At 73.4% G+C, this 20,383-nt stretch carries 5 protein-coding genes (1 of these 5 cut by a window edge); all 5 read right to left on the minus strand.

The features are described from left to right. Tightly spaced (each overlapping or abutting the next), the 5 genes in view from ACWEFJ_RS25320 to ACWEFJ_RS25340 form a layout consistent with a single transcriptional unit that may run on beyond the window. Window positions 1–6,795, minus strand: a complete 6,795-nt coding sequence (locus ACWEFJ_RS25320; RefSeq protein ID WP_449715269.1) for an amino acid adenylation domain-containing protein — start codon at window positions 6,793–6,795, stop codon at window positions 1–3. Beyond that, complete coding sequence (locus ACWEFJ_RS25325; RefSeq protein WP_449715270.1) at window positions 6,792–11,459, minus strand: SDR family NAD(P)-dependent oxidoreductase; 4,668 nt, start codon at window positions 11,457–11,459, stop codon at window positions 6,792–6,794. Before ACWEFJ_RS25325 ends, ACWEFJ_RS25320 begins: the two co-directional genes overlap by 4 nt. Then, window positions 11,456–16,006 (minus strand): SDR family NAD(P)-dependent oxidoreductase, encoded by a 4,551-nt coding sequence (locus ACWEFJ_RS25330; RefSeq protein WP_449715271.1) that lies wholly within the window; start codon window positions 16,004–16,006, stop codon window positions 11,456–11,458. The genes ACWEFJ_RS25325 and ACWEFJ_RS25330 overlap by 4 nt, the downstream gene beginning before the upstream one ends. Further along, complete coding sequence (gene fabD, locus ACWEFJ_RS25335) at window positions 16,003–17,250, minus strand: ACP S-malonyltransferase (RefSeq protein ID WP_449715272.1); 1,248 nt, start codon at window positions 17,248–17,250, stop codon at window positions 16,003–16,005. Before fabD ends, ACWEFJ_RS25330 begins: the two co-directional genes overlap by 4 nt. Then, window positions 17,247–20,383, minus strand: partial view of an amino acid adenylation domain-containing protein gene (locus ACWEFJ_RS25340; protein WP_449715273.1) — the 3' portion only. The gene runs 6,868 nt beyond the window's last position; the window shows 3,137 of its 10,005 coding nt (coding positions 6,869–10,005); its start codon lies off the right edge, out of view; its stop codon occupies window positions 17,247–17,249. The genes fabD and ACWEFJ_RS25340 overlap by 4 nt, the downstream gene beginning before the upstream one ends.

The following is a 20,383-nucleotide window of genomic DNA, read 5'->3' on the forward strand; positions in this document are numbered from 1 at the left end:
TCAGCTCCCGCCCGCGACGTCCAGCAGGATGTCGGCGAGCACGTCCTGGCGGATCGGCGACGACACCCGGATGCCCAGCGGTTCGCCCGCCTTGAGGGCGTCGCGGACCTCCTGGAACGACCGGTCCACGGCCGCGGTGATCCGCCGGGCCAGGCCGTTCGACTCCCAGGCGCGCGGGTGCCGCACCTCGACCACGAGGTCGCGCCCGCTGCGGGACGCGATGATGTCGAGGACGTGCGGCGAGCGCAGCTCCGCGTCGGTGGTGATGTCCGCCGGGAGGTGGGTGATCGCGACGCCGCCGGCGCCGTCCTGGTCGCCCAGGTAGTTGAAGGACACCCGCGGCCGCACCGCGGCCAGCGCGTCCCGGTCCCCGCCCAGGCCCGCGTCGAACCGGAGCAGGGGGCCGAAGCCCGCGCCCTTGTCCGGCAGCCGCTCGAACGAGCGCCGCACCGCGTCGAGGGTGTCCGCGACGTCCCGCCCGACCTCCACCAGGTGCGGGAACGTGCTGGTGAACCAGCCCACCGTCCGGCTGAGGTCGTGGTCGCCCGCGATCGGCTCGCGGCCGTGCCCTTCGAGGGTGAACAGCACGCGGTCGCGGCCGGTGGCCGACGCCAGGGCCCGCGCCACCACGGCCAGGACGGTCTCGGCGGCGCTCGCGCCGTGCGCCTCCCGCGCGGCGTCGAGGACGGAGAAGTCGTCGGCCTCCGACAGCCGCACGACCGTCGCGGTGGTCTCGGACCGCTTCGGGTCGGCGTCGTCGAACACCTCGCCCACCTCGGCCGCGGCCCGCGCGACGTCGAGCCAGTAGGGCAGCTGGGCGCGGAACGCGCCGTCCCGCGCGCGCTGCCGCACCTCGGCCGTCCACGCCGGGAACGGCATGGTCTTGGCGGGCAGCTCCGCGTCCGGGTCCGCCAGGCACGTGAGCAGGTCCTCCAGCAGGACGCCCCACGACACGACGTCCACGGCCAGGTGGTGGATCGCGACGGCGAACTGGTCGCGCCCCTCCCCCAGCCCGGCGGCCAGGCTGACGACCGGGCCGCCCCGCACGTCCACCCGTGCCTGCACCGCCCGGAGGTAGTCCGCGAGGGCTTCCCCGGACAGGCCGGCCGGGGCCTGTTCGGCGTGGACGAGCGCCGGCGCGTCGACGTCCCGCAAACTCAGCCCGCCCCGGTCGTCCACCTCGACCCGCAGCAGGTCGTGGTGGCGGACGAGCCGTTCGGCGGCGTGCGCCAAGCGGTTCAGCGGGGCCGGTTCGGCGGGCGTGACGAGCAGGGACTGGGTGAACACCCGGGCCAGGTCGTCCGGGTGGTCGAGGAACGCGTGCTGGATCGGGCTCGGCGTGATCGGGCCCGACAGCGGGGTCGGGTCGTACACGCGCGGTCCGGAACCCGCGGTGACCGCCAGCTTCTCCTCCAGCGTCCGCAACGTCGCGTTGCCGAGCAGGTCGGCGACCCGCACCTCGACGTCGTGCTCCTTGAGCCGGGCCACGATCTGGATCGCCTTGATCGAGTCGCCGCCCAGCGCGAAGAAGTTCGCGTCGATGTCGTCCACCGGGACGCCCAGCACGTGCTGCCAGGCGTCGGCGAGCACGCGCAGCGAGTCGGTCTCCGGCGCCGCGGCCGCCGTGGACGCGGTGAACTCCGGCTTGGGCAGCGCCGCCACGTCCACCTTGCCGCTGGCGTTCAGCGGCACGTCGTCCGCCCGGACGATGAAGGGCGGCACCATGTAGTCGGGCAGCCGGCGGGCCAGCGCCGCGCGCAGCAGCGGCTCGTCGTGCTCCCGCCCCGGTTCGTAGCCGACCCACAGGCACAGGCTCCGGCTGCCCTCGGCGGTCTCGTGCAGGCCCGCGTGGGCCCAGCGGACGTACGGCTCGTCCAGGGCCACCTGGATGATCTCCGCCAGCTCGATCCGGTAGCCGCGCAGCTTGATCTGCTGGTCGACGCGGCCGGTGTAGTAGAGCAGGCCGTTGGTCTTGAACGTGACGATGTCGCCGGTCCTGTAAAGCCGCTCGCCCGGCACGGCGGGCACCCGCACGAACCGCTCGGCGGTCAGCTCCGGCTGGTTGAGGTACCCGTCGGCCACCCCGGACCCGCCGATGTACAGCTCGCCGTTGACGCCGACCGGCACCGGCTCCAGCCGCTCGTCGAGCACCCACAGCGAGGTGTCGTTGATGGCGCGGCCGATCGGGACCGCGTCGTCGGGGTCCAGCGCGTCGAGCGTGTGCACGGTCGCGAAGACGGTGGTCTCCGTGGGGCCGTAGGCGTGGCCGATCCGGCCGGGTCCGAGCAGGTCGAACGCCCGCCTCACGTGCGCCGGCGACGCGATCTCGCCGCCGAAGATCACCTTGCGGACGCTGCCGAGCGCGTCCGGCACGTGGTCGACCATCGCGTTGAACATGGCCGTGGTGATGAAGAAGCTGGTGACGCCGTGCCGCCGGATCGCCGCGCCGAGCCGGTCGAGGTCCAGCACGGACGCCTTGTCCAGCAGCACGAGCGACGCGCCGTTGGTCAGCGCGCCGAACATGTCGTAGACGGAGCCGTCGAACGAGTAGTCCGACACCATGAGGAAGACGTCGCTCGGGTCGGCGGCGTAGAACACCGACCGGTGGACCACGCGCAGCACGTTCCGCTGCCGGATCACCGAGCCCTTCGGCACGCCGGTCGTCCCCGAGGTGTACATGACGTAGACCTCGTCGGCGCTGCTGCCCGGCAGGTCCGGGTTCCCGGTCCCGGCCGAGGACTCCGCGAGCGCCCGGACGTCCGCGATCCGCAGCCGCTCGGACACCAGCTCCGCGGCCTGGTCCATGCGCGCGGCGGTGGTGAGCAGGGTGCCCGCGCCGACGTCCTCGACCATCACGCGCAGCCGCTCGACCGGGAAGTCGGTGTTCAGCGGCACGTAGTAGCACCGCGCCTTCAGCACGCCGAGGATGGCGACGACCATGTCGAACGAGCGGTCCACGAGCAGCGCCACCGGCGAGCCGGGCGTCACGCCGAGCCGGAGCAGGCCGTGCGCGACGCGGTTCGCCCGCTCGTTCAGCTCCCCGTACGACAGGCGGTCGTCGCCCGCGATGAGCGCCGTCCGGTCCGGGTCCGCCGCGACGTGCTCCTCGAACAGCCGGGCGATGCTCCGGGTGTCCGGCGCCGCGGCGGGCACGGTCGCGAACCGCCGGATCAGCTCCAGCTCGCGGGCCGGCATCAGGTCGAGCGTGCCCACCGGGTCGTCGTCCGCGGCGGTGACGAACGACTTGAGCAGCGTGGCGTAGCGCTCCGCGTAGAGCGCCACGGTCTCCTCGCGGAACAGGGCGGTGGAGTACTCCCACTCCAGCAGCAGGCCGCCGTCGGCTTCCCTGGTGCTGAGCGTGATGTCGTACTTGGCGCTGCCGTCGTCGAACGGGATGACCCGCTCGTCGTCGGGCTCCAGCCCCATGTCGGTGTTCTGGTGCACGAAGCAGACGTCGAACAGCGGCCTCCTGCCCGGCACGCGCGGCAGGTCCAGCTCCTCGACCAGCGACTCCAGCGGGTACGCCTGGTGCTCGAACGCCTCCAGCACGGTCGTCCGCAGGCCGGCCAGGAAGTCGCCGACACCGGTGGTGGGCGCGGCGGCGACGCGGACGGGCAGCGTGGTGACGAACATGCCCACCAGGTCCTGGTAGGTCAGGTCGGGCCGGCCCAGCACCGGCGCGCCGATCACCACGTCGGCCTGCCCGCTCAGCCGGGACAGCAACTGCTGGAACACGCCCAGCAGCACCATGTAGAGCGTGACGTTGTGCTCGCGCGCGTAGCGCTTGGCGGCCTCCAGCGTCCCGGCGTCGACCGACGCGAAGAGCGTCGCGCCCGCCGCGGTGACCGAGTCCGACCGCTGCCGGTCGGTGGTGAGCTGGAGCGTGGGCGCGCCGTCGGCGAACCGGGAGACCCAGTAGTCGCGGTGCGGGAGCATGTCCGGACCGGCCTGGCGCTCCAGCAGCCCGCGGATCGCCGAGCGGTAGTCGCGGGGCAGCGGCGGCAGGGCCGCGCCCTCCGCGATGGCCCCGAGGTCGCGGAACAGGATGCCCATCGAGGTGCCGTCGGTGATGATGTGGTGGATGTCGATCGCCACGCACGACACGCCGTCGTCGAACTCGAAGTAGCCGACGCGGAACAGCGGCGCGGTGTCCAGCACGAACGGGCGGACGAAGCGCGCCATCTCCCGGCGGGCCGCGGCCTCGTGGGTCTCGCCCTCCGCGAGCGGGCCGAGTCGCCGGTGCTCGACCGCGACCGGCACCTCCGCGCGCACGCGCTGGAACGGCTCGCCGTCCCGCAGGTGGAACGTCGAGCGCAGGCTGTCGTGCCGTCGCACCAGCACGCGCAGCGACTCCTCCAGCGCGGCCACGTCCAGCGTGCCGGGGCGGATGGTGATGCCGCTGACGTTGTACGCGACCGAGCCCTCGTCCACCTGGCCGGAGACAAACATGCCGCGCTGCGCGGCGGTCAGCGGCAGCTCGTAGTCCTCCAGGACCTGGTCGGCGCGCACGGCCCGGCGGGACGGCCCGCTCAGCCGCGAGCGGACCAGCTCCGCGTCCACGCCGAAGTCCCGGATCACCGCGTCGGCGAACTCGTCGAACGTCGGCTTCGCGAGCAGGGTGGTCGGCGGCAGGTCGAGGTCGAGCACCGCGTTGAGCAGCTGGGTGATCTTCACCGACGAGATGGAGTCGCCGCCGAGGGCGAAGAAGTCGTCCCCGCCGCGGATCGCCGGGTAGCCGAGGATCTCCGACCAGACGCCGGCGACCACCTTGCGCGGCAGGGCGTCCACCGCGGACTCGTCGAAGTCGGCGAGGCGCGCGGGCGCGGCGAGGACCGCGCGGAGCCGGTCGACCGGGTCGGCCGACGCCTGCTCCTCGACCCCGGGCCGGGTCGCCCGCACGGTCTCGTCCCACAGCCGCACGTGCCGGAACAGCTGGGGCGGCAACGGCACCCGCCGCACGTCCGGGTCCCGGTCGAGGCCCGCGAACGGCCGCGCGCGGCCGGCGAGGAAGGCCGTGACCGCGTCGCCGAGGCGTCCGAGGTCGCCGGGCAGGACCGACGGGTCCTCGCGCAGCACGACGCCGCCGTCCACCAGGCGCCCGCCGTCCGCCGACCCCGGCTCCAGCAGCCGCCGCAGGCCGTCGAGCAGGCCCTCGCGGGTCTCGCACACGACGACCGCCCGCGCGGGCTGGTGCTCGCGGCCCGCCTGCAGGGTGAAGCACACGTCCGCCAGGGACAGCTCGGGGTGGCGGTCGAGGTGGTCGAGGTGCCGCGCGGCGGTCCGGGCCAGCAGCTCCTCGTCGCGCCCCGAGATCGGGAACACCAGCGGCCGGGGCGCGCGGTCGGCCGCGGCGCCGTCGGAGATCGCGGCGCCATGGGGGGCCGCCGCGCGGCGGGGCGTCGTCGCGCGGTCGGGCGCCTCCTCCAGCACCACGTGGCAGTTCGTCCCGCTCAGGCTGAAGCTGCTCACGCCCGCCCGGCGCGGCGTGTCGGCCGCCTCCCACTCGGTGAGCCGGTCGGCCACGTAGACCGGCGCGGTGGCCAGGTCGAGCAGCGGGTTGGGCACGTCGAAGTGGATCGACGGCGGGATGGTCCGGCGTTCCAGGCACAGCAGGGTCTTGATCAGCGACGCCAGGCCGGCCGCGCCGACGGTGTGGCCGATGTTCGACTTGACCGAGCCGAGCGCGCAGAACTGCCTGCGGTCGGTGAACTCGGCGAACGCGCTGGTGAGGCCCTTGATCTCGATGGGGTCGCCCAGGGTCGTGCCGGTGCCGTGCGCCTCGATGTAGGACACCGACTCCGGCGCGATGCCGGCCCGCTTCCACGCGCTGACCAGGAGGTTCTTCTGCGCCTGCGCGTTGGGCGCGGTGAGGCCGTTGCTGCGGCCGTCGTTGTTGACCGCGCTGCCCAGGAGCACGCCGTAGACGTGGTCGCCGTCGGCGAGGGCGCGCGACAGCGGCTTGAGGTAGACCCCGGCCACGCCCTCGCTCCACACCGTGCCGTCGGCGGCGGCGTCGAACGCCCGCACCCGGTGGTCGGCGGACTCGGTCTCGTTGCCGAGGCTGGACGGCGACAGGAACAGGTTGATCGCGGCGACGAACGCGGTGTCGCAGTCGCCGTTGCGCAGCGCCTTGACCGCCGCGTCCACCGCGACCAGGCCGGACGAGCACCCGGTGTCGATGACGGTGGCCGGGCCGCGGAAGTCGAGCAGGTAGGACAGCCGGCTCGCCAGGATGCCCGACCAGGACCCGGTGATCGCCGAGAAGTCCAGTTCGGACAGGAACGGCAGGTAGGACGTGATCAGCCGGTGCGTGTGGTCGTTGCCGACGAAGATGCCGGTGTTCGACCCGTACAGCTCGCTCTTGGCGTACCCGGCGTCCTCCATCGTCTCCACCAGCACCTCCAGGAGGTTGCGGTGGTACGGGTCGAGCTGGGTCGCCACGTGCGGCGGGATGCCGAAGTACTCCGCGTCGAACAGGTCGACCCGGTCGAGGTAGCCGCCCTTGCGCACGGCCGAGGCGTCGCCCTCGACCCGCCGCAGGTCGTCCAGCCGCAGCGGCGGGAAGTCGCCGATCGACTCGCGCCCGTCGACCAGGTTGCGCCAGAACTGCTCCTTGTCCGACGCGCCGGGGAACCGGCAGGCCATGCCGACGACGGCGACGCGGTCGTCGTCCCGGCCGCCGTCGCCGATCGCCCGGATGAACTCCTTCGCCCGGTCGACGTCGAGCGCCTCCTGCTTGACCTGCATGAGCAGGTACCGCAGCAGGTCCTTCCTCAGCTCCGCGTTCGACCTCATGCCTGGTTCCTCCCGGCGCCGTCGGCGAACATGCTCGTCAGCTCGGCGTCGCCGATCTCCTCCAGCACGTCCTGGAGCGACTGGTCCGCTCCCCCGAAGTCGTCCCGGTCCGGCGCGGCCGCCCTGGACTCGGCCGCGACCCGCTCGTCGATGTAGCCGGCGAGGCTCGTGACGGTCGCGTAGGAGTACAGGTCGGCGATGTCGATCCGACCGGGGTAGACGTCCTCGACCTTCTGCAGCAGCTGCGCCGTCATCAGCGAGTTGCCGCCCAGGTCCTGGAAGCTCGCGTGGGCGTCGACCTCGGTGAGGCCGAGGACCGCGCCGTAGACCGCGCCGATCGTCAACTCAGTCCGGCTGGGCTCGGGCAGGCCGACGAGGCGGACCTCGACGGCCTCGCCCGCGGGCGCGCCGTCCCGACCGGCCCGCGCGACGGCGGCGGCGACGTCGTCCTCCAGCAGGAAGGGCATCTCGTCGAGGCGTTCGCGCAGCACGCCCAGGTCGAACCGGGACGGGATGACGCCGTCGGCCGGGTTCCGCAGGAAGTGGTCCAGCCAGGCCAGGCCGTCCTTCACGGTGAGCGCGCGGAACGGCGAGTCGCCGTCGCCGACGCCGTACCGCACGGCCATGCCGACCTCGGACCAGGTCGGCCAGTTCACCGACAGCGCCCGGACGCCCTCGGCCCGCGCCCGCGCGGCCAGCGAGTCCATGAACGCGTTCGCCGCGCAGTAGTCGCCCTGCCCCTGGCCGCCGGTGACCGCCGTGATGGAGGAGAAGAACACCAGGAACGCGCCGGGGTGCTCCTTCGCCAGCTCCACCAGGGCCAGGCTGCCGTCGACCTTCGGCGCCAGCACGGCGTCGAAGACCGGGCGCGGCTTGTTGGCCAGGAACCCGTCGCCCGCCACGCCGGCGGCGTGGACGATGCCGCCGAGGGTGACGGCCTCCTCCCGCAGCCGGTCGCCCAGCGCGCGCACGTCGGCCTCCCGCGCCACGTCGCACACGACGTACTCGGCCCCGGCGACCTCCGCGACGCGTCGCGCGGTGAGGTCGTCCAGGGGCCGGCGGCCCAGCAGGAGGATCCGCGCCGCGCCCTGGCGCGCCATCTCCCCGGCCACGGCGAGGCCGAGGCCGCCCGCGCCGCCGGTGACCACGAACGTCCCGCCCGCGTACCGCGGCTCCGCCGCCTCCTCCACGTCGGCCTCCGCGTACCGCAGTCGGCGCAGGTGGGTGTCCGTGCCGCGGACGGCCCGCAGCGCGCCGCCCGCGTCGCCCAGCGCCTCCCGCAGCACGAAGTCCAGGTCGGCGTCCGCGCGGGCGTCCACCACGTCCACCCGCAGGTGCCGGTGCTCCTGCCCGACGACCTGCGCGAGCGCCTCGGTGGCGGCCGAGTGCGGGTCGGTGGGGCCGTCGCCCGGCACAACCTGCCAGGCGTCGCGGCCCAGGACCTTCAGGCCGTGCGCGAGCTTCACCCGGTGCGCCACGAACGCGCGGTACAGCTCGAACAACGCGTCCACGCCGACCGCCCGCCGGTGGGCGTGCCCGTCCGGCGCGGTGAAGTCGGTCGCGAACAGCACGCCCTCGACGCCCTCCCGCCGCAGCCGCTCGGCCAGCAGCGCCGCGCCGTCCTCGTCCGGCGCGAAGACGCCCCGGTCGGCGTCGGTCCGCTCGCCCACGTAGCAGGGGACGACCCGGTGCCCGAGCGCCTCGACGGCGGCGACCAGCCGCCGGCCGCCGGCGTTGTCCAGCACGACCGGGGCCCACACGGCGGACCCCTCGACCTCGGCGGGGACCCGCGGCACCGCCTGCCACTCCACTTGGAGGTACCGGCGCGGCCCGCCCAGGCTGAACCGCCGCCAGTCGACCTTCTTCACGGTGTAGTCGGTGATCCGCCCGAACGGCACGCCGTCGGCGTCGAGGAGGTCCACGTCGTAGGTGATCGTCTCGCCGTCGCGGCTGTCGTCGCGGACCGTGCGGATCAGCGAGTAGCACGTCTCCGGCATGGGCCGGTGCAGGACGATGCCCTTGTAGAGGTAGGGCAGGAACGTCTCGCCGCTGTTCTGCGAGATGAGGTTCACCGCGTTGTCCAGCTTGGCCGGGTGCAGGCCGAAGCCGTCGCCCGGCACGCCCTCCGGCAGCCGCAGCAGGGTCAGCGCGCCGGTCTCCTGCTTCCACACCGCGCGGACGTTGTCCCAGCGCGGGCCGAACTGGAACACGCCCGTGTCGGTCTCGGTGGGGTACGGGTCGGTCACCTCCAGCGCGGCGGCCTTGAGCGCTTCGACGTCCACGGCCTCGGCCGGGGGCTCGTCGCGCAGCGGGCTGATCCGGCCCTCGACGTGTGTGACCCACTCGCCGCCCTGGGCGCTGGCGACCCGGAACGAGTACCCGCGCCCGACCCGGTCCAGCGTGGTGCGCACGGTCGCCTCCTCGCCCTCCTCGACGGCGAGGGGCACCAGGAAGAACACGTTCTCGAACCGCATGCCGGCGGTGTTCTCCACCGCCGCGAGCGCGGCCCGCGCCATCTCCAGGTACGTCGTGCCCGGCACCACGGGCTTGTGGTCGATCCGGTGGTCGGACAGCACCCAGTGCCGGTCCACCGACAGCGTGTTCTCGAACACGACGCCGGCGTCCGAGCGGCCGACCTCCGTGCCCAGCAGGGGGTTCGCCTCGGCGGTGGCGAAACCGCGCACGCTCGTCCGCATGGGCTTGGCCCAGTGGCGGATCCGCTCGAACGGGTAGGTGGGCAGCGGCACCCGGCGGCGCGGCTCGTCGGCGTAGAACTCCGCGAAGTCGACCCGCGCGCCGCGGACGTAGGCGTCGGCCAGCCCGGTCAGCGCCTCCTGCCCGCCCCGCGCGCGGTACTCGGCGAGCTTCGCGTTGGCGGAGTCGGAGAGCCGCTTGGCGGTCTGGGCGGTGATGTCGCCGGGGCGCAGGTCGCCCCGCTTGTCGCTGACGACGGCGTGCACGCCGTGGAAGATGCCGCGCTGCGCGTCGGTGCCCAGGCCGCGCTGCCGCAGCCGGTCGACCGACTCGGCGAGCTGCTCCTTGGTCGCCGCGACGACCATGACGCGGTGCTCGTGGTGGCCGCGCCCGATGTTGGAGGTGTAGCAGATGTCGGCGAGCGACCACGGGCTGTCCGCCAGCACGGTCGCGTACGCGTCCAGCAGCCCGGTCAGGGCCGCCTCGGTCTTGGCGGTGACGGTGAAGCAGTAGCGCTCGCGCAGCTGCGGCTCGGCGCGGTAGCGCGGCGCCTCCTCCAGCACCATGTGGCAGTTCGTGCGGATGAAGCCGAACGAGCTGATCCCGGCCCGTCGCGGCTCGCCGCCGGTCTCCCACGGCACCAGGCGGTCGTTGACGTACAGCGGGCTGTCGGCGAAGTCGATGTACGGGTTGGGCACCTCGAAGTTCACCGAGGGCGCGAGCAGGCCGGACTCCAGCGACTTCACGACCTTGGCCAGCGAGGCGGAGCCGGACGCGGCCACCATGTGGCCCATCGTGGTCTTGAGGGAGCCGATGCCGCAGAACTGCCTGCGGTCGGTGTGCCGGCGGAACGCGTTGGACAGGCCCTTGACCTCGATCGGGTCGCCGAGCACGGTCCCCGTGCCGTGCGCCTCCACGTAGGTGATCGTCTCGGGCGGGACGTCGGCCTTGGCCCAGGCGTCGAGGATGACCCGCTCCTGCATCAGCGCGTTCGGTGCGGTGATGCTGTTGGACGTGCCGTCGTTGTTGATGGCGGACGCCTTGATGACGGCGCGGACGTGGTCGCGGTCGGCCAGCGCCTTCTTCAGCGGCTTGAGCAGCACGATGCCCGCGCCCTCGCCCCACAGCGTGCCGTTCGCGCGGGCGTCGAAGGTGCGCACGCTGTCGTCGCCGGAGACGACGCTGTCCATCGTCGCGCCGGACAGGAAGCTGGTCTTCGGCTCGCCGCCGGAGGACAGGTTGATGCCGCCCGCGAGCGCCATGTCGCACTCGCCCAGCAGCAGCGACTGGATGGCCTGGTGCACGCTGACGCTGCCCGCGGAGCAGGCGGTGTCGGTCATGAGGCACGGGCCCTTGAGGTCGAGCACGTAGGAGATGCGGCTGGCGACCATGCCCTCCCACGAGCCGGAGAGCTGCATCGGGTGCCGCTCGGAGAACATCCGGTAGTAGGAGTAGTTCGACTGGTCGCGGCCCAGGAACACGCCGGTCCGGGACCCGACCGCGCTGTCGCCGCCGTAGCCCGCGTTCTCCAGCGCCTCGTACGCCACTTCGAGCGCGATCCGCTGGTTCGGGTCCATGTAGTCGGCTTCCAGCGGCGGGATGCCGAAGAAGCGGGAGTCGAAGTGGTCGATCCGGTCCAGGTAGCCGCTCACGGAGTAGAGCCGGTCGAGGTCGGCCTCGTCGACCGGGCGGCCCAGCATGACCTCCGCGTAGTACGGGTTGCGGAGGATGTCGTACATGTCCTCCTTGCGCGACTGCGGGTAGTCGCGGATGCAGTCCCGGCCGACCTTGAGGAACTCCCAGAACTGGTCGACGTTCTTGGCCTCGGCGAAGCGCCCGGCCAGGCCGATGACCGCGATGTCCTCGTGGAGGTTCGCCTCCGACAGTTCCAGCAGCAGCCTCTTGGCGCGGTCGCGGTCGATCTGCTTGTTGACGAATTGCTCGAGGATGAAATCCTTCACGCTGCTCATCTGGTGTCCGTTTCCTCGAGAAGACCCCGCCCGTCTTCGACCGTGATCGCGCCCTGCTCCAGCAGGTCCAGCAGCTTGTCGATGTCGCCCTCGTCGGCCTTGGCCGCGGGCGGCGGTCCCGCGGCGGCCGGCTCGTCCGCCCGCAGCCTGGCCTTGAGGCAGGCCGCCTGGGCGGCGACGGTGGTGCACCGGAAGAGGTCCGTGATGTCCATCAGACCGGGGTAGCGCTCGTCGTAGAGCTTGAGCACCTGCGCGGTCAGCAGCGAGTTGCCGCCGAGGTCGCCGAACTCCTCGTGCGCGTCCAGCACGTCGAGGTCGAGCGCCTCCGCCCAGATCTCCGCGACGCCGCGTTCGAGGTCCCCGACGTCGTCCAGGCCGTGCAGCTCGACGGCCCGGCCGGCCGCGCCCCGCCCGGCCTCCCGCGGCGCCGGTCGGGCCGGCTTGCGCATCCGGCCCGGCATGAGCACCGGGACGGGGTCGGCGGAGGTCAGCAGGGCGTCGAGCAGGTCCACCGCCTCGGCGGTGTCCAGCGGCGGGAACAGCTCGTCCTCGTCGGCCGCGCCCATGCGCTCGGCGATGCCGGTCTCGCGCCACGCGGGCCACTGCACGCTCAGGCCGGGCAGCCGCTCGCGGTCGCGGCGCTGGGCCAGGCTGTCCAGCACCAGGTTCGCCGCGGTGTAGTCGGTCTGGCCCTGGTCGAGCAGGAGCCCGGCGATGCTGGAGAACGCGACGAAGTAGTCGGGCCGGTCGGTCAGCGTGGCCTCGTGCAGGTGCACCGCGCCCAGCGCCTTCGGCCGGTACACCGCCATGAACTCGTCGAACGCCTTGGTGAACAGGAACCCGATCCCCGGCCGGCCGGCGAGGTGCAGCACGCCGGAGATCCGGCCGTGCCGCTCCCGCACGTCCCCCACGGTGCGCTCGACGGCCTCGCGGTCGCCCAGGTCGAGCCGCAGCACCTCGAACACGTCCAGGTCGCGCTCGAACTCCGCCCAGTCGGGCCGCGTCGCGTCCGCCCGGTCGGAGCCCAGCAGCACGAGCCTGCGCACGCCGCGCCGCACCAGGTGCCGCGCCACGGCGGTGCCGAGGTCGCCCGTGCCGCCGGACACGAGGGTCACCCCGTCGCCGGGCAGGGGCGGCCGCTCGCCGTCGCTGGGCGGGATCGGCCGCCGCTTCACGTGCGGCTCGTGCGGCCGGCCGTCCCGGTACAGCAGGAACGGCGGCCGGTCGGCAGCCGTCGCCTCGGCCAGCAGCGCGGCCGGGCCGGTGCGCTCGTCGCTGTCCACGCAGCGGATGCCCAGCGCCTTGTACTCCAGCGCCGCGACGCGCATCAGGCCGAGCACGCCGGCCTGGCCGGGGTGGAGCGCGGACTCGTCGCCGGTGACGGCGAGCGCGTTGTGGGTGAGGACGAGCAGGCCGCCGGCGAACGCGAGCTGCCGGTCCGAGACGAGCTTGAGCAGGCCCAGCGCGCGTTCGACCGGCTCGCCGGTGGCCTGCGCGAGCGACGCGCCCGCGGCGGGCAGGCAGGCCAGCACGCCGAACGCGAACTCGCGCCGCTCGGCCACCCGCTCGGCCGCCGCCGCGTCCGGCACGGGGACGCAGTCGTAGCCGGACCTCTCCAGTTCGTCGCGCAGGCCGGCGAAGGCGTCGCCGAAGTCGCCGCACAGCAGCACGGAGCCGCTGCCCGGCCGCGCCGGCGCGGGCGGGGTGACGCGCCGGTACGCCTGGACGTACCCGTACTCGCCGGACCCGCGCACGTCGACGTCGGCCGCCGACTTGATGCGGTAGTTGTCCACCGTCAGCAGCACCCGGCCGGTCGGGTCGACCACGGTCACGTCGAACGCGTACAGCGCGCCGTCCACGGACTCCGGCCGCTTGCGGAAGTGCGCGAGCACGCGGGCGGGCAGCGAGTCGCGCACGGTCAGCACGCCGTACGAGAACGGCAGGTACAGCAGCTCCTGGTCGTGGACGTTGCTGGGCGCGTTGACCACCGTGTCGAACAGCGCGGGGTGCAGCGCGTAGTCGGCCAGCTCGGACCGGTACCGCGTGGGCAGCTCGAACTCGTACAGCAGCTCGGTCGCCCCGGCGTCGGCGTACCCGTCGCCGAGCGTCCCGGTCCAGCGGTCGCTGACGTCGAGCCCCTTGGCGTGGTCGGAGCCCGCGGGCTCGCGGAGCGGGTGGTCCAGCCGCCGCCGCAGGGCCTCGACGTCGAGCGGCGCGACCGCGTCCGGCACGGCGTCGCGGACCAGCTCGGCCCGCGCGTTCTCCACCCAGTCGCCGTCGGCGCCCCGGCTGGCGATGGTGACGGCGGTGACGTCGCCCCTGGCCTCGAAGAGGACGTGGACCTCCTTGTCCTCGCCGTCGGCGACCGCGAGCGGGGCGGCGAAGAGGACGTCGCGCAGCGTCACGTCCGACCCGGCCAGGCCGAGCCGCCGGGCCGAGGACACGACCAGCTCGACCAGACCCGTGCCGGGCAGCACGGCGACCCCGTGGATGCGGTGCTCGCCCAGCTCCCAGAAGCGCTCGGGCGCGAGCCGGCACACGACGATGTCGCGGTGCAGCGAGCGGACGACCTCCGCGCCGTCGGCCAGGCCGCGGCGGCCCTGGTCGGCGGGCTCGACCCAGCACCGGGACCGCTCGAACGGGTAGGTGGGCAGGGAGATCCGCCGGGCGTCGCGGGGCGCGAGCCGCCGCCAGTCGACGTCGGCGCCGCGGGTGTAGAGGGAGGCGAGCAGGCGCAGCGCCGCGCGGTCGGCGCCGGGGGCGACCGCGGCCGCGGCCCGCCGGTCCAGCTCGTCGCGCTCGGCGTGGGTGAGGTCGTGCGGCTCGCGCTTGTCGCCGCCGTCGAGCACCAGGCGGAACGAACCCCGGCTCACGTCCGGGTCCGCGACCTCGCCGTCCTCGACGAACCGCGCGAGCAGCGCGTCGAGTTCCGCGCGGGTCTCGAAGACGAACGCGGCGCGCACGCCGTGGTGCAGCCGGCCGACCGACGCGGTGAACGCCAGGTCGGCCGGGTCGACCTCGTGGCGGGCCAGGAACTCGCGGTAGCGCTCGGCCAGCCTGGTCAGCCCCTTGGCGTCGCGGGCGCTGAGCGGCAGCAGGCGGCAGGCGGGCGCGCGGTCGCGGGCCGGGACCGGGTCGGCGCTGCGCAGCACGAGGTGGCAGTTCGTCCCGCTCAGCCCGAAGCTGTTGATCCCCGCGTACAACGTCTCGCGCTCGTCGTCCGACCACGGCACGGTCCGGTCGTTGACGAACACGGGCGTCTGCGCGAACGCGATGTTCCGGTTGGGCTCCTCGAAGTTGAGGCTCGCCGGCAGGACGCGGTGCTTGAGCGACAGCACGAGCTTGGCCAGCCCGGCCAGGCCGGACGCGTTGTCCATGTGGCCGATGTTGGTCTTGACCGTGCCGATGCCGCAGAACTGCTTGCGCGCGGTCTGCCGGGCGAACGCCCGCTCGATGCCGCTGACCTCGACCGGGTCGCCGAGCCGGGTGGCGGTGCCGTGCGCCTCGATGTAGCCGATCTGCTCGGCCCTGACCCCGGCGTCGGCGAGGGCTTCGGTGATGAGGTCGGCCTGCGCGTCGGCGTTGGGCGCGGTGATGCCGTTGGACGCGCCGTCCTGGTTGACCGCGCCGCCCATGATCACCGCGTGCACGTTGTCGCCGTCGCGGCGGGCGCGTTCCAGCGACTTCAGCACGAACACCACGCAGCCCTCGGCGGTGGTCGTGCCGTCGCCGCGGCGGTCGAACGTCCGGGTGCGGTGGTCGCCGGACAGCGTGTCCTGGATGTCCTTGATGCCGATGCCGGACTCGTCGTCGGCGTCCACCGGGACGAGGTCGGTCTTCACCGCGCCGACGATCGCCATCGAGCACTCGCCGTGCTGGATCGCCCGGTACGCCGTGTAGGCGGCCACCAGGCCCGACGAGCAGGCGGTGTCGACCAGCAGCGACGGGCCGCGCAGGTTCAGCAGGTAGGCGATCCGGCTCGCGATCATCGAGCGGATGTTGCCCGCGACCGCGATCTCCGGCGCGCCGGGGTCGACCGCCTGGACCACCGCCCGGTAGTCCTCGCCGAAGTCGGCCGACATGCCCGCGTAGACGCCGACCTTCGCGCCGCCGAGGTCCTTGTTCAGGTAGCCGGCGTCCTCGAGCGCGGCCCAGGCGGTCTCCAGGAAGATCCGCTGGTTCGGGTCGATGGCCTTGGCCTCCTGCCGCGACAGCGAGAAGAAGCGGTAGTCGAACTCGGACACGCTGGGCAGGCGGGCGCCGCCGGAGTAGCGCTCGGCCGCGATCGGCAGCCGCACGCCGCGCGCGGCGAGGTAGGCGTCCACGTCGGCGCGCCGCTCGTCCGACAGGTCGCGGTACCCCTCTTCGCCGCGCAGCAGGCTCGCCCAGAACCGGTCGAGGTCCTCCGCCGCGCCGACCCGGCCGCTCATCCCGATGATGGCGACGGGTTCGGCCTTGCGGCGCGGGCTGGAGTGCGTGACGCGGACGTCGGTGTCGTCCGGCAGCCGCGTCAGGTCGAGGTCGTCGAGACCGGGCAGGGAGGTCATGTGGCGAGCGCCCCCGCGATCGTCCGGAGGCCGGTCTCGCCGGTGCGCCGCAGGATCGACCCGACGCGGTCGCGCTGCTCGTCCTCGGGCACCTGCTTGGTCCTCATGATGGTGAGCAGCAGGTCCAGCGCCGTCTGCTTCTGCTCGTCGGAGAGCGTGTCCTGGTCGAGCTTGGCGAGGTCCTGGAGCTTGCGGTACGGCACGACGACGCCGTTGTGGTACTCGTCGGAGTCGAAGTTCCGGTTCCGGGTGGCCGCCGCGGCGCCCAGGCACAGCCCGACCAGCCCCGGCTCGCTCTTCTTCAGCTCGACGAGCCGGTCGAGCACCGCGCGGACCCGCTCGGGCTCCTCGTCCAGGCTGTGCACCTCGCCCGTGCCGACGGCGCCGGTGAGCATCTTCTTCAGCACCTGCTTGGGGCCGACCTCGATCCACACCGCCGCCTTGCGCGCCACCAGGGACGACACGATGGCGCTCCAGCGGACGGGGCTGGTGAGCTGGACGGCCAGCGCCTGCCGGATGTCCTGCGGGCTCCCGTGCACCTCGCCGGTGACGTTGCTGTAGACCGGCACGGCGGGTTCGGCGAACTCGACCTCGTCCAGCGCCTTGGTGAACGCGGGCAGCGCGTCGGCCATGAAGGTGCTGTGGAACGCGCCGGCCACGTTGAGCTTGACCACCTTCGCGCCGCGGTCCTCCAGGTGCGCGGTCACGCCCTTGAGGTCGTCCAGCGTGCCCGACAGCACGGTCTGCGCGTCCGCGTTGTAGTTGGCGACCTGCACGTCGTGCCCGGCGGAGTTGAAGTCCTCGACGCACTTCTCCACGTCGGCGACCGGCATCCGCACCGCGGCGACCATGCCGGTGCCGCTGTCCGCGACGCAGCTCTCCATCGCCTCGCCGCGCACCTTGACCAGCCGCACGGCGTCCTCGAAGGTCAGCGCGCCCGCCGCGGCCAGCGCGGTGATCTCGCCGAGGCTGTGCCCGGTCATGTACGAGACCGGGATCCGGCGGCCCTCGGTCATCACCTCGTACATCGCGTAGCTGAGCACCAGCAGCGACACCTGGGCGAACCGGGTCCTGGTCACCTCGGCGGGCGGCGCGGTGAAGCACAGGTCCGCCAGCGAGTAGCCGACGATGTCGGACGCCTGCTCGAAGCGGTCCCGCACGACGCGGTTCTCGTCGAACCACTTCTTGCCCATGCCCGCGAACTGGGAACCCTGCCCCGGGAACACGATCACGAGATCCTTCATGACTGCACCTTCTCCTTCGACGCGGGCGGGGCCAGGGCTCCGAGGACCTTCACGTGGCCGCCCAGCAGCTGTTCCACCCGCGCGGGGTCCACCTCGCGGGCGTAGTCGATCCGGACCGCGACGGGGTCGGACGCGACGTCGACGGCGAGCACGAGGTCGAAGTGGCCGAGCAGGTCGGCCTCCGCGACCAGCCGGGCGCCGCCGCACGCGACGGACACGGTGCGGTCGACGCCGCGGCAGGCGACGAACCGCTCGAGGTCGAGCCGGTCGTTGCGGTCGCGCTGCCGCCGGTAGTCGGCCAGCACCTCGGCGAGGTCCGCCTTGCCGGCGAAGTCGAACCGCACCACGACCACGCGGCGGTCGTCGTCCACGACGCACAGCGAGACCTGGTCCTCGCCGAGGATCTTGTTGAGCGTGACCGCGAGCGCGACGTGCGCCAGGTCCTCTGGCCCGTGCGCGCCGTCGCCCAGCCGTGCCAGGGCCTGCGCGGTGCGCGCGGGCAGCGCGGCCTCCACCCGGCCGTCGGCCTCGGCGCCGCCGGCGAACCACGACTCGGGCAGCCGCACGCCGAACCCGGTCAGCAGCGCGTCGCCGTCGTCCCGGCCGAGCCGCGACTCCAGGTGCTTGCGCAGCTTGTCGATCGTCGGGTTCGCGAACAAATCGCTCACGTCGAGCAGGCCGGGGAACTGCCGGTGCAGCTCCTCCAGCAGCAGGACCAGGCTGAACGAGTTGCCGCCGAGGTCGAAGAAGCTCTCGTCGGAGCCGATCGGGATGTCGCCGAGGACCTTGCGCCACGCCGCGACCAGCTGCTGCGCCACGCCCGTGCGCGGCTCGTCGGCGCGCTCGACCTCCGGCGCCGGCTGGTCGGCCCGCGCCTCCAGCGCCCGGCGGTCCACCTTGCCGCTCGTGGTCATCGGGATGTCCGCCACCGGGGCCAGGGTCGCGGGGACCATGTAGTCGGTCAGGCGCTCGGCCAGCCAGTCCCGCAACACCTCCGGCGCGAGGTAGGCGCCCTCGCGCACCTGGTAGAAGCCCCGGATGACCTGGCCGCCGCCGGGCAGCTCCCGCACGATCACCGCCGCGCCGGTCACCAGGTCGTGCCCGGTGATCGCCAGCTCGATCTCGCCCAGCTCGACCCGGTAGCCGCGGATCTTCACCTGGTCGTCCACCCGGCCCAGGCAGTGCACCTCGCCGTCGCGCCACAGCGCGCGGTCGCCGCTGAGGTAGATCCGGCCGTCCCCGAACGGGTTCGCGCGGAACCGCTCGCGGGTCAGCTCGGGCCGGTGGAGGTAGCCGGGCGACACGCCGAGCCCGCCGATCCACAGGTTCCCCGCCACGCCCTCGGGCACCAGCCGGAGGTTGTCGTCCAGCACGTAGAACGTGGTGTTGGCGATCGGCGTGCCGATGGTGACGGCGTCGGCGCCGCCGGTGAGGTCCTTGGCGCTGGACCAGATGCAGGTCTCGGTCGGGCCGTAGACGTTGTGGACCTCCAACGACTCGTGCTCGGCCAGCCGCGGCAGCAGGTCCTCCGGGAACGCCTCGCCGCCGACGATGAGCTTGTCCAGCCGGGCGAGGGCGCGGTGGGCGGCGGCGGGGTCGGCGAACAGCAGGCGCAGCCGGGTCGGCGTCATCTGGAGGTACTGGACGCCGTTGGCGACGACGAACTCGGCGATGTCCGCGGGCGTGCGGACCTCCGCCTCGCCCGCCACCACGACCGTGCCGCCCTTGGCGAGGGTCAGCAGCGTCTCCAGCAGGAAGATGTCGAACGACGGGGTGGTGAGGCAGCCCACCGCCCTGTGCTCGGCCCACCCCAGCGCCTCGGGCATCCCGACCAGGAAGTTCGCCAGCGACCCGTTCGTCACCGTGACGCCCTTGGGCGTGCCGGTCGAGCCCGACGTGAAGATGACGTACGCCAGGTCGTCCGGGCCGGTCCGCGCCGCGGCGGGCACGCCGCCGTCGAGCGGGCCGCCCTCCCCCGGCACCAGCGCGCGGTCGCCGAGGTCCACCGCGGCGGCCAGGTCCGCGCCGCACACGACCTTCTTCGGCTCGGCGGTGTCGATCACCAGCCGCAGCCGCTTCGCCGGGTCCTTCACGTCCATCGGCAGCCACGCCGCGCCGATGCGGTTGACCGCGAGCATCAGCGTGACCAGCTCGGGCGACGGCGGCAGCAGGAGCCCGACCAGGTCCCGCTCCCCCACGCCGTGCGCGCGCAGCCAGCCGGCGGACCGGTCCACCCGCTCGGCCAGCTCGGCGTAGGTGACCTCCTGGCCGCCGAACCGGATCGCGGGCCGTCCGGCGTGGTCGCGCAGCGCCGCGTCGAACACCGCGGCGAGGGTCGGCACGTCCGCGACGACCGGCCCGGCGCCCCACGCCAGCAGCCGCTCCCGGGTCTCGTCGGCCAGCCGGGACAGCTCGTCCACGGTTTGGTCGGGCTCGCGCACGACACGCGCGACCAGGTCCACGAACTGCTCGGCCAGCCCGGTCATCCGCCGCTCGCCGTACACGCCGGAGAAGTTCAGGTCGCCGAACAGGCCGCCGTCGCGCTCGGTCAGCTCCAGCGACAGCGCGAACATCGAGCGCGGCACGCCGAAGTCCTCCGACGTGCCCTCGACGTCGCCGAACCGACGCACCCGCTCGCGGGCGTTGGTGAAGGTGAACATGACGTCGAACAGCGCGTTGCGCCCGAAGTCGCGGTCCAGGTCCAGCTCCTGGACCAGCACGTCGTAGGAGTACGACGAGTGGTCCACCGCCGCGAGGCTGGTGTCGCGCACCGCGTGCAGCAGGTCCGGCACGCGGGTGTCCGCGGTCGGCCGGATCCGCAGCGGCAGGGACTGGGCGAACATGCCGACGGTGCCGTCGAACGAGCCGATGATGCGCTGGTCCAGCGGCACGCCGACGCACAGGTCGTCCGAGCCCGTGGCGTGGGCGAGCAGCACCGACCACAGCGACAGGTAGAAGATGAACGGCGTGGTGCGGTGCCGCTCGATCACCGCCTTGGCCGCCCGGTGCAGCTCGTCGTCGATCCGGAAGTAGTGGTGCGTGCCGGTGAAGTCGTTCACCAGCGGGTACGGCGAGTCGGTCGGCAGGTTCAGCGGCGGCGGCACGGTCTCGAACTCGCGCAGCCACCACCGGC

It is taken from the genome of Actinosynnema sp. NPDC004786, from assembly GCF_053601135.1.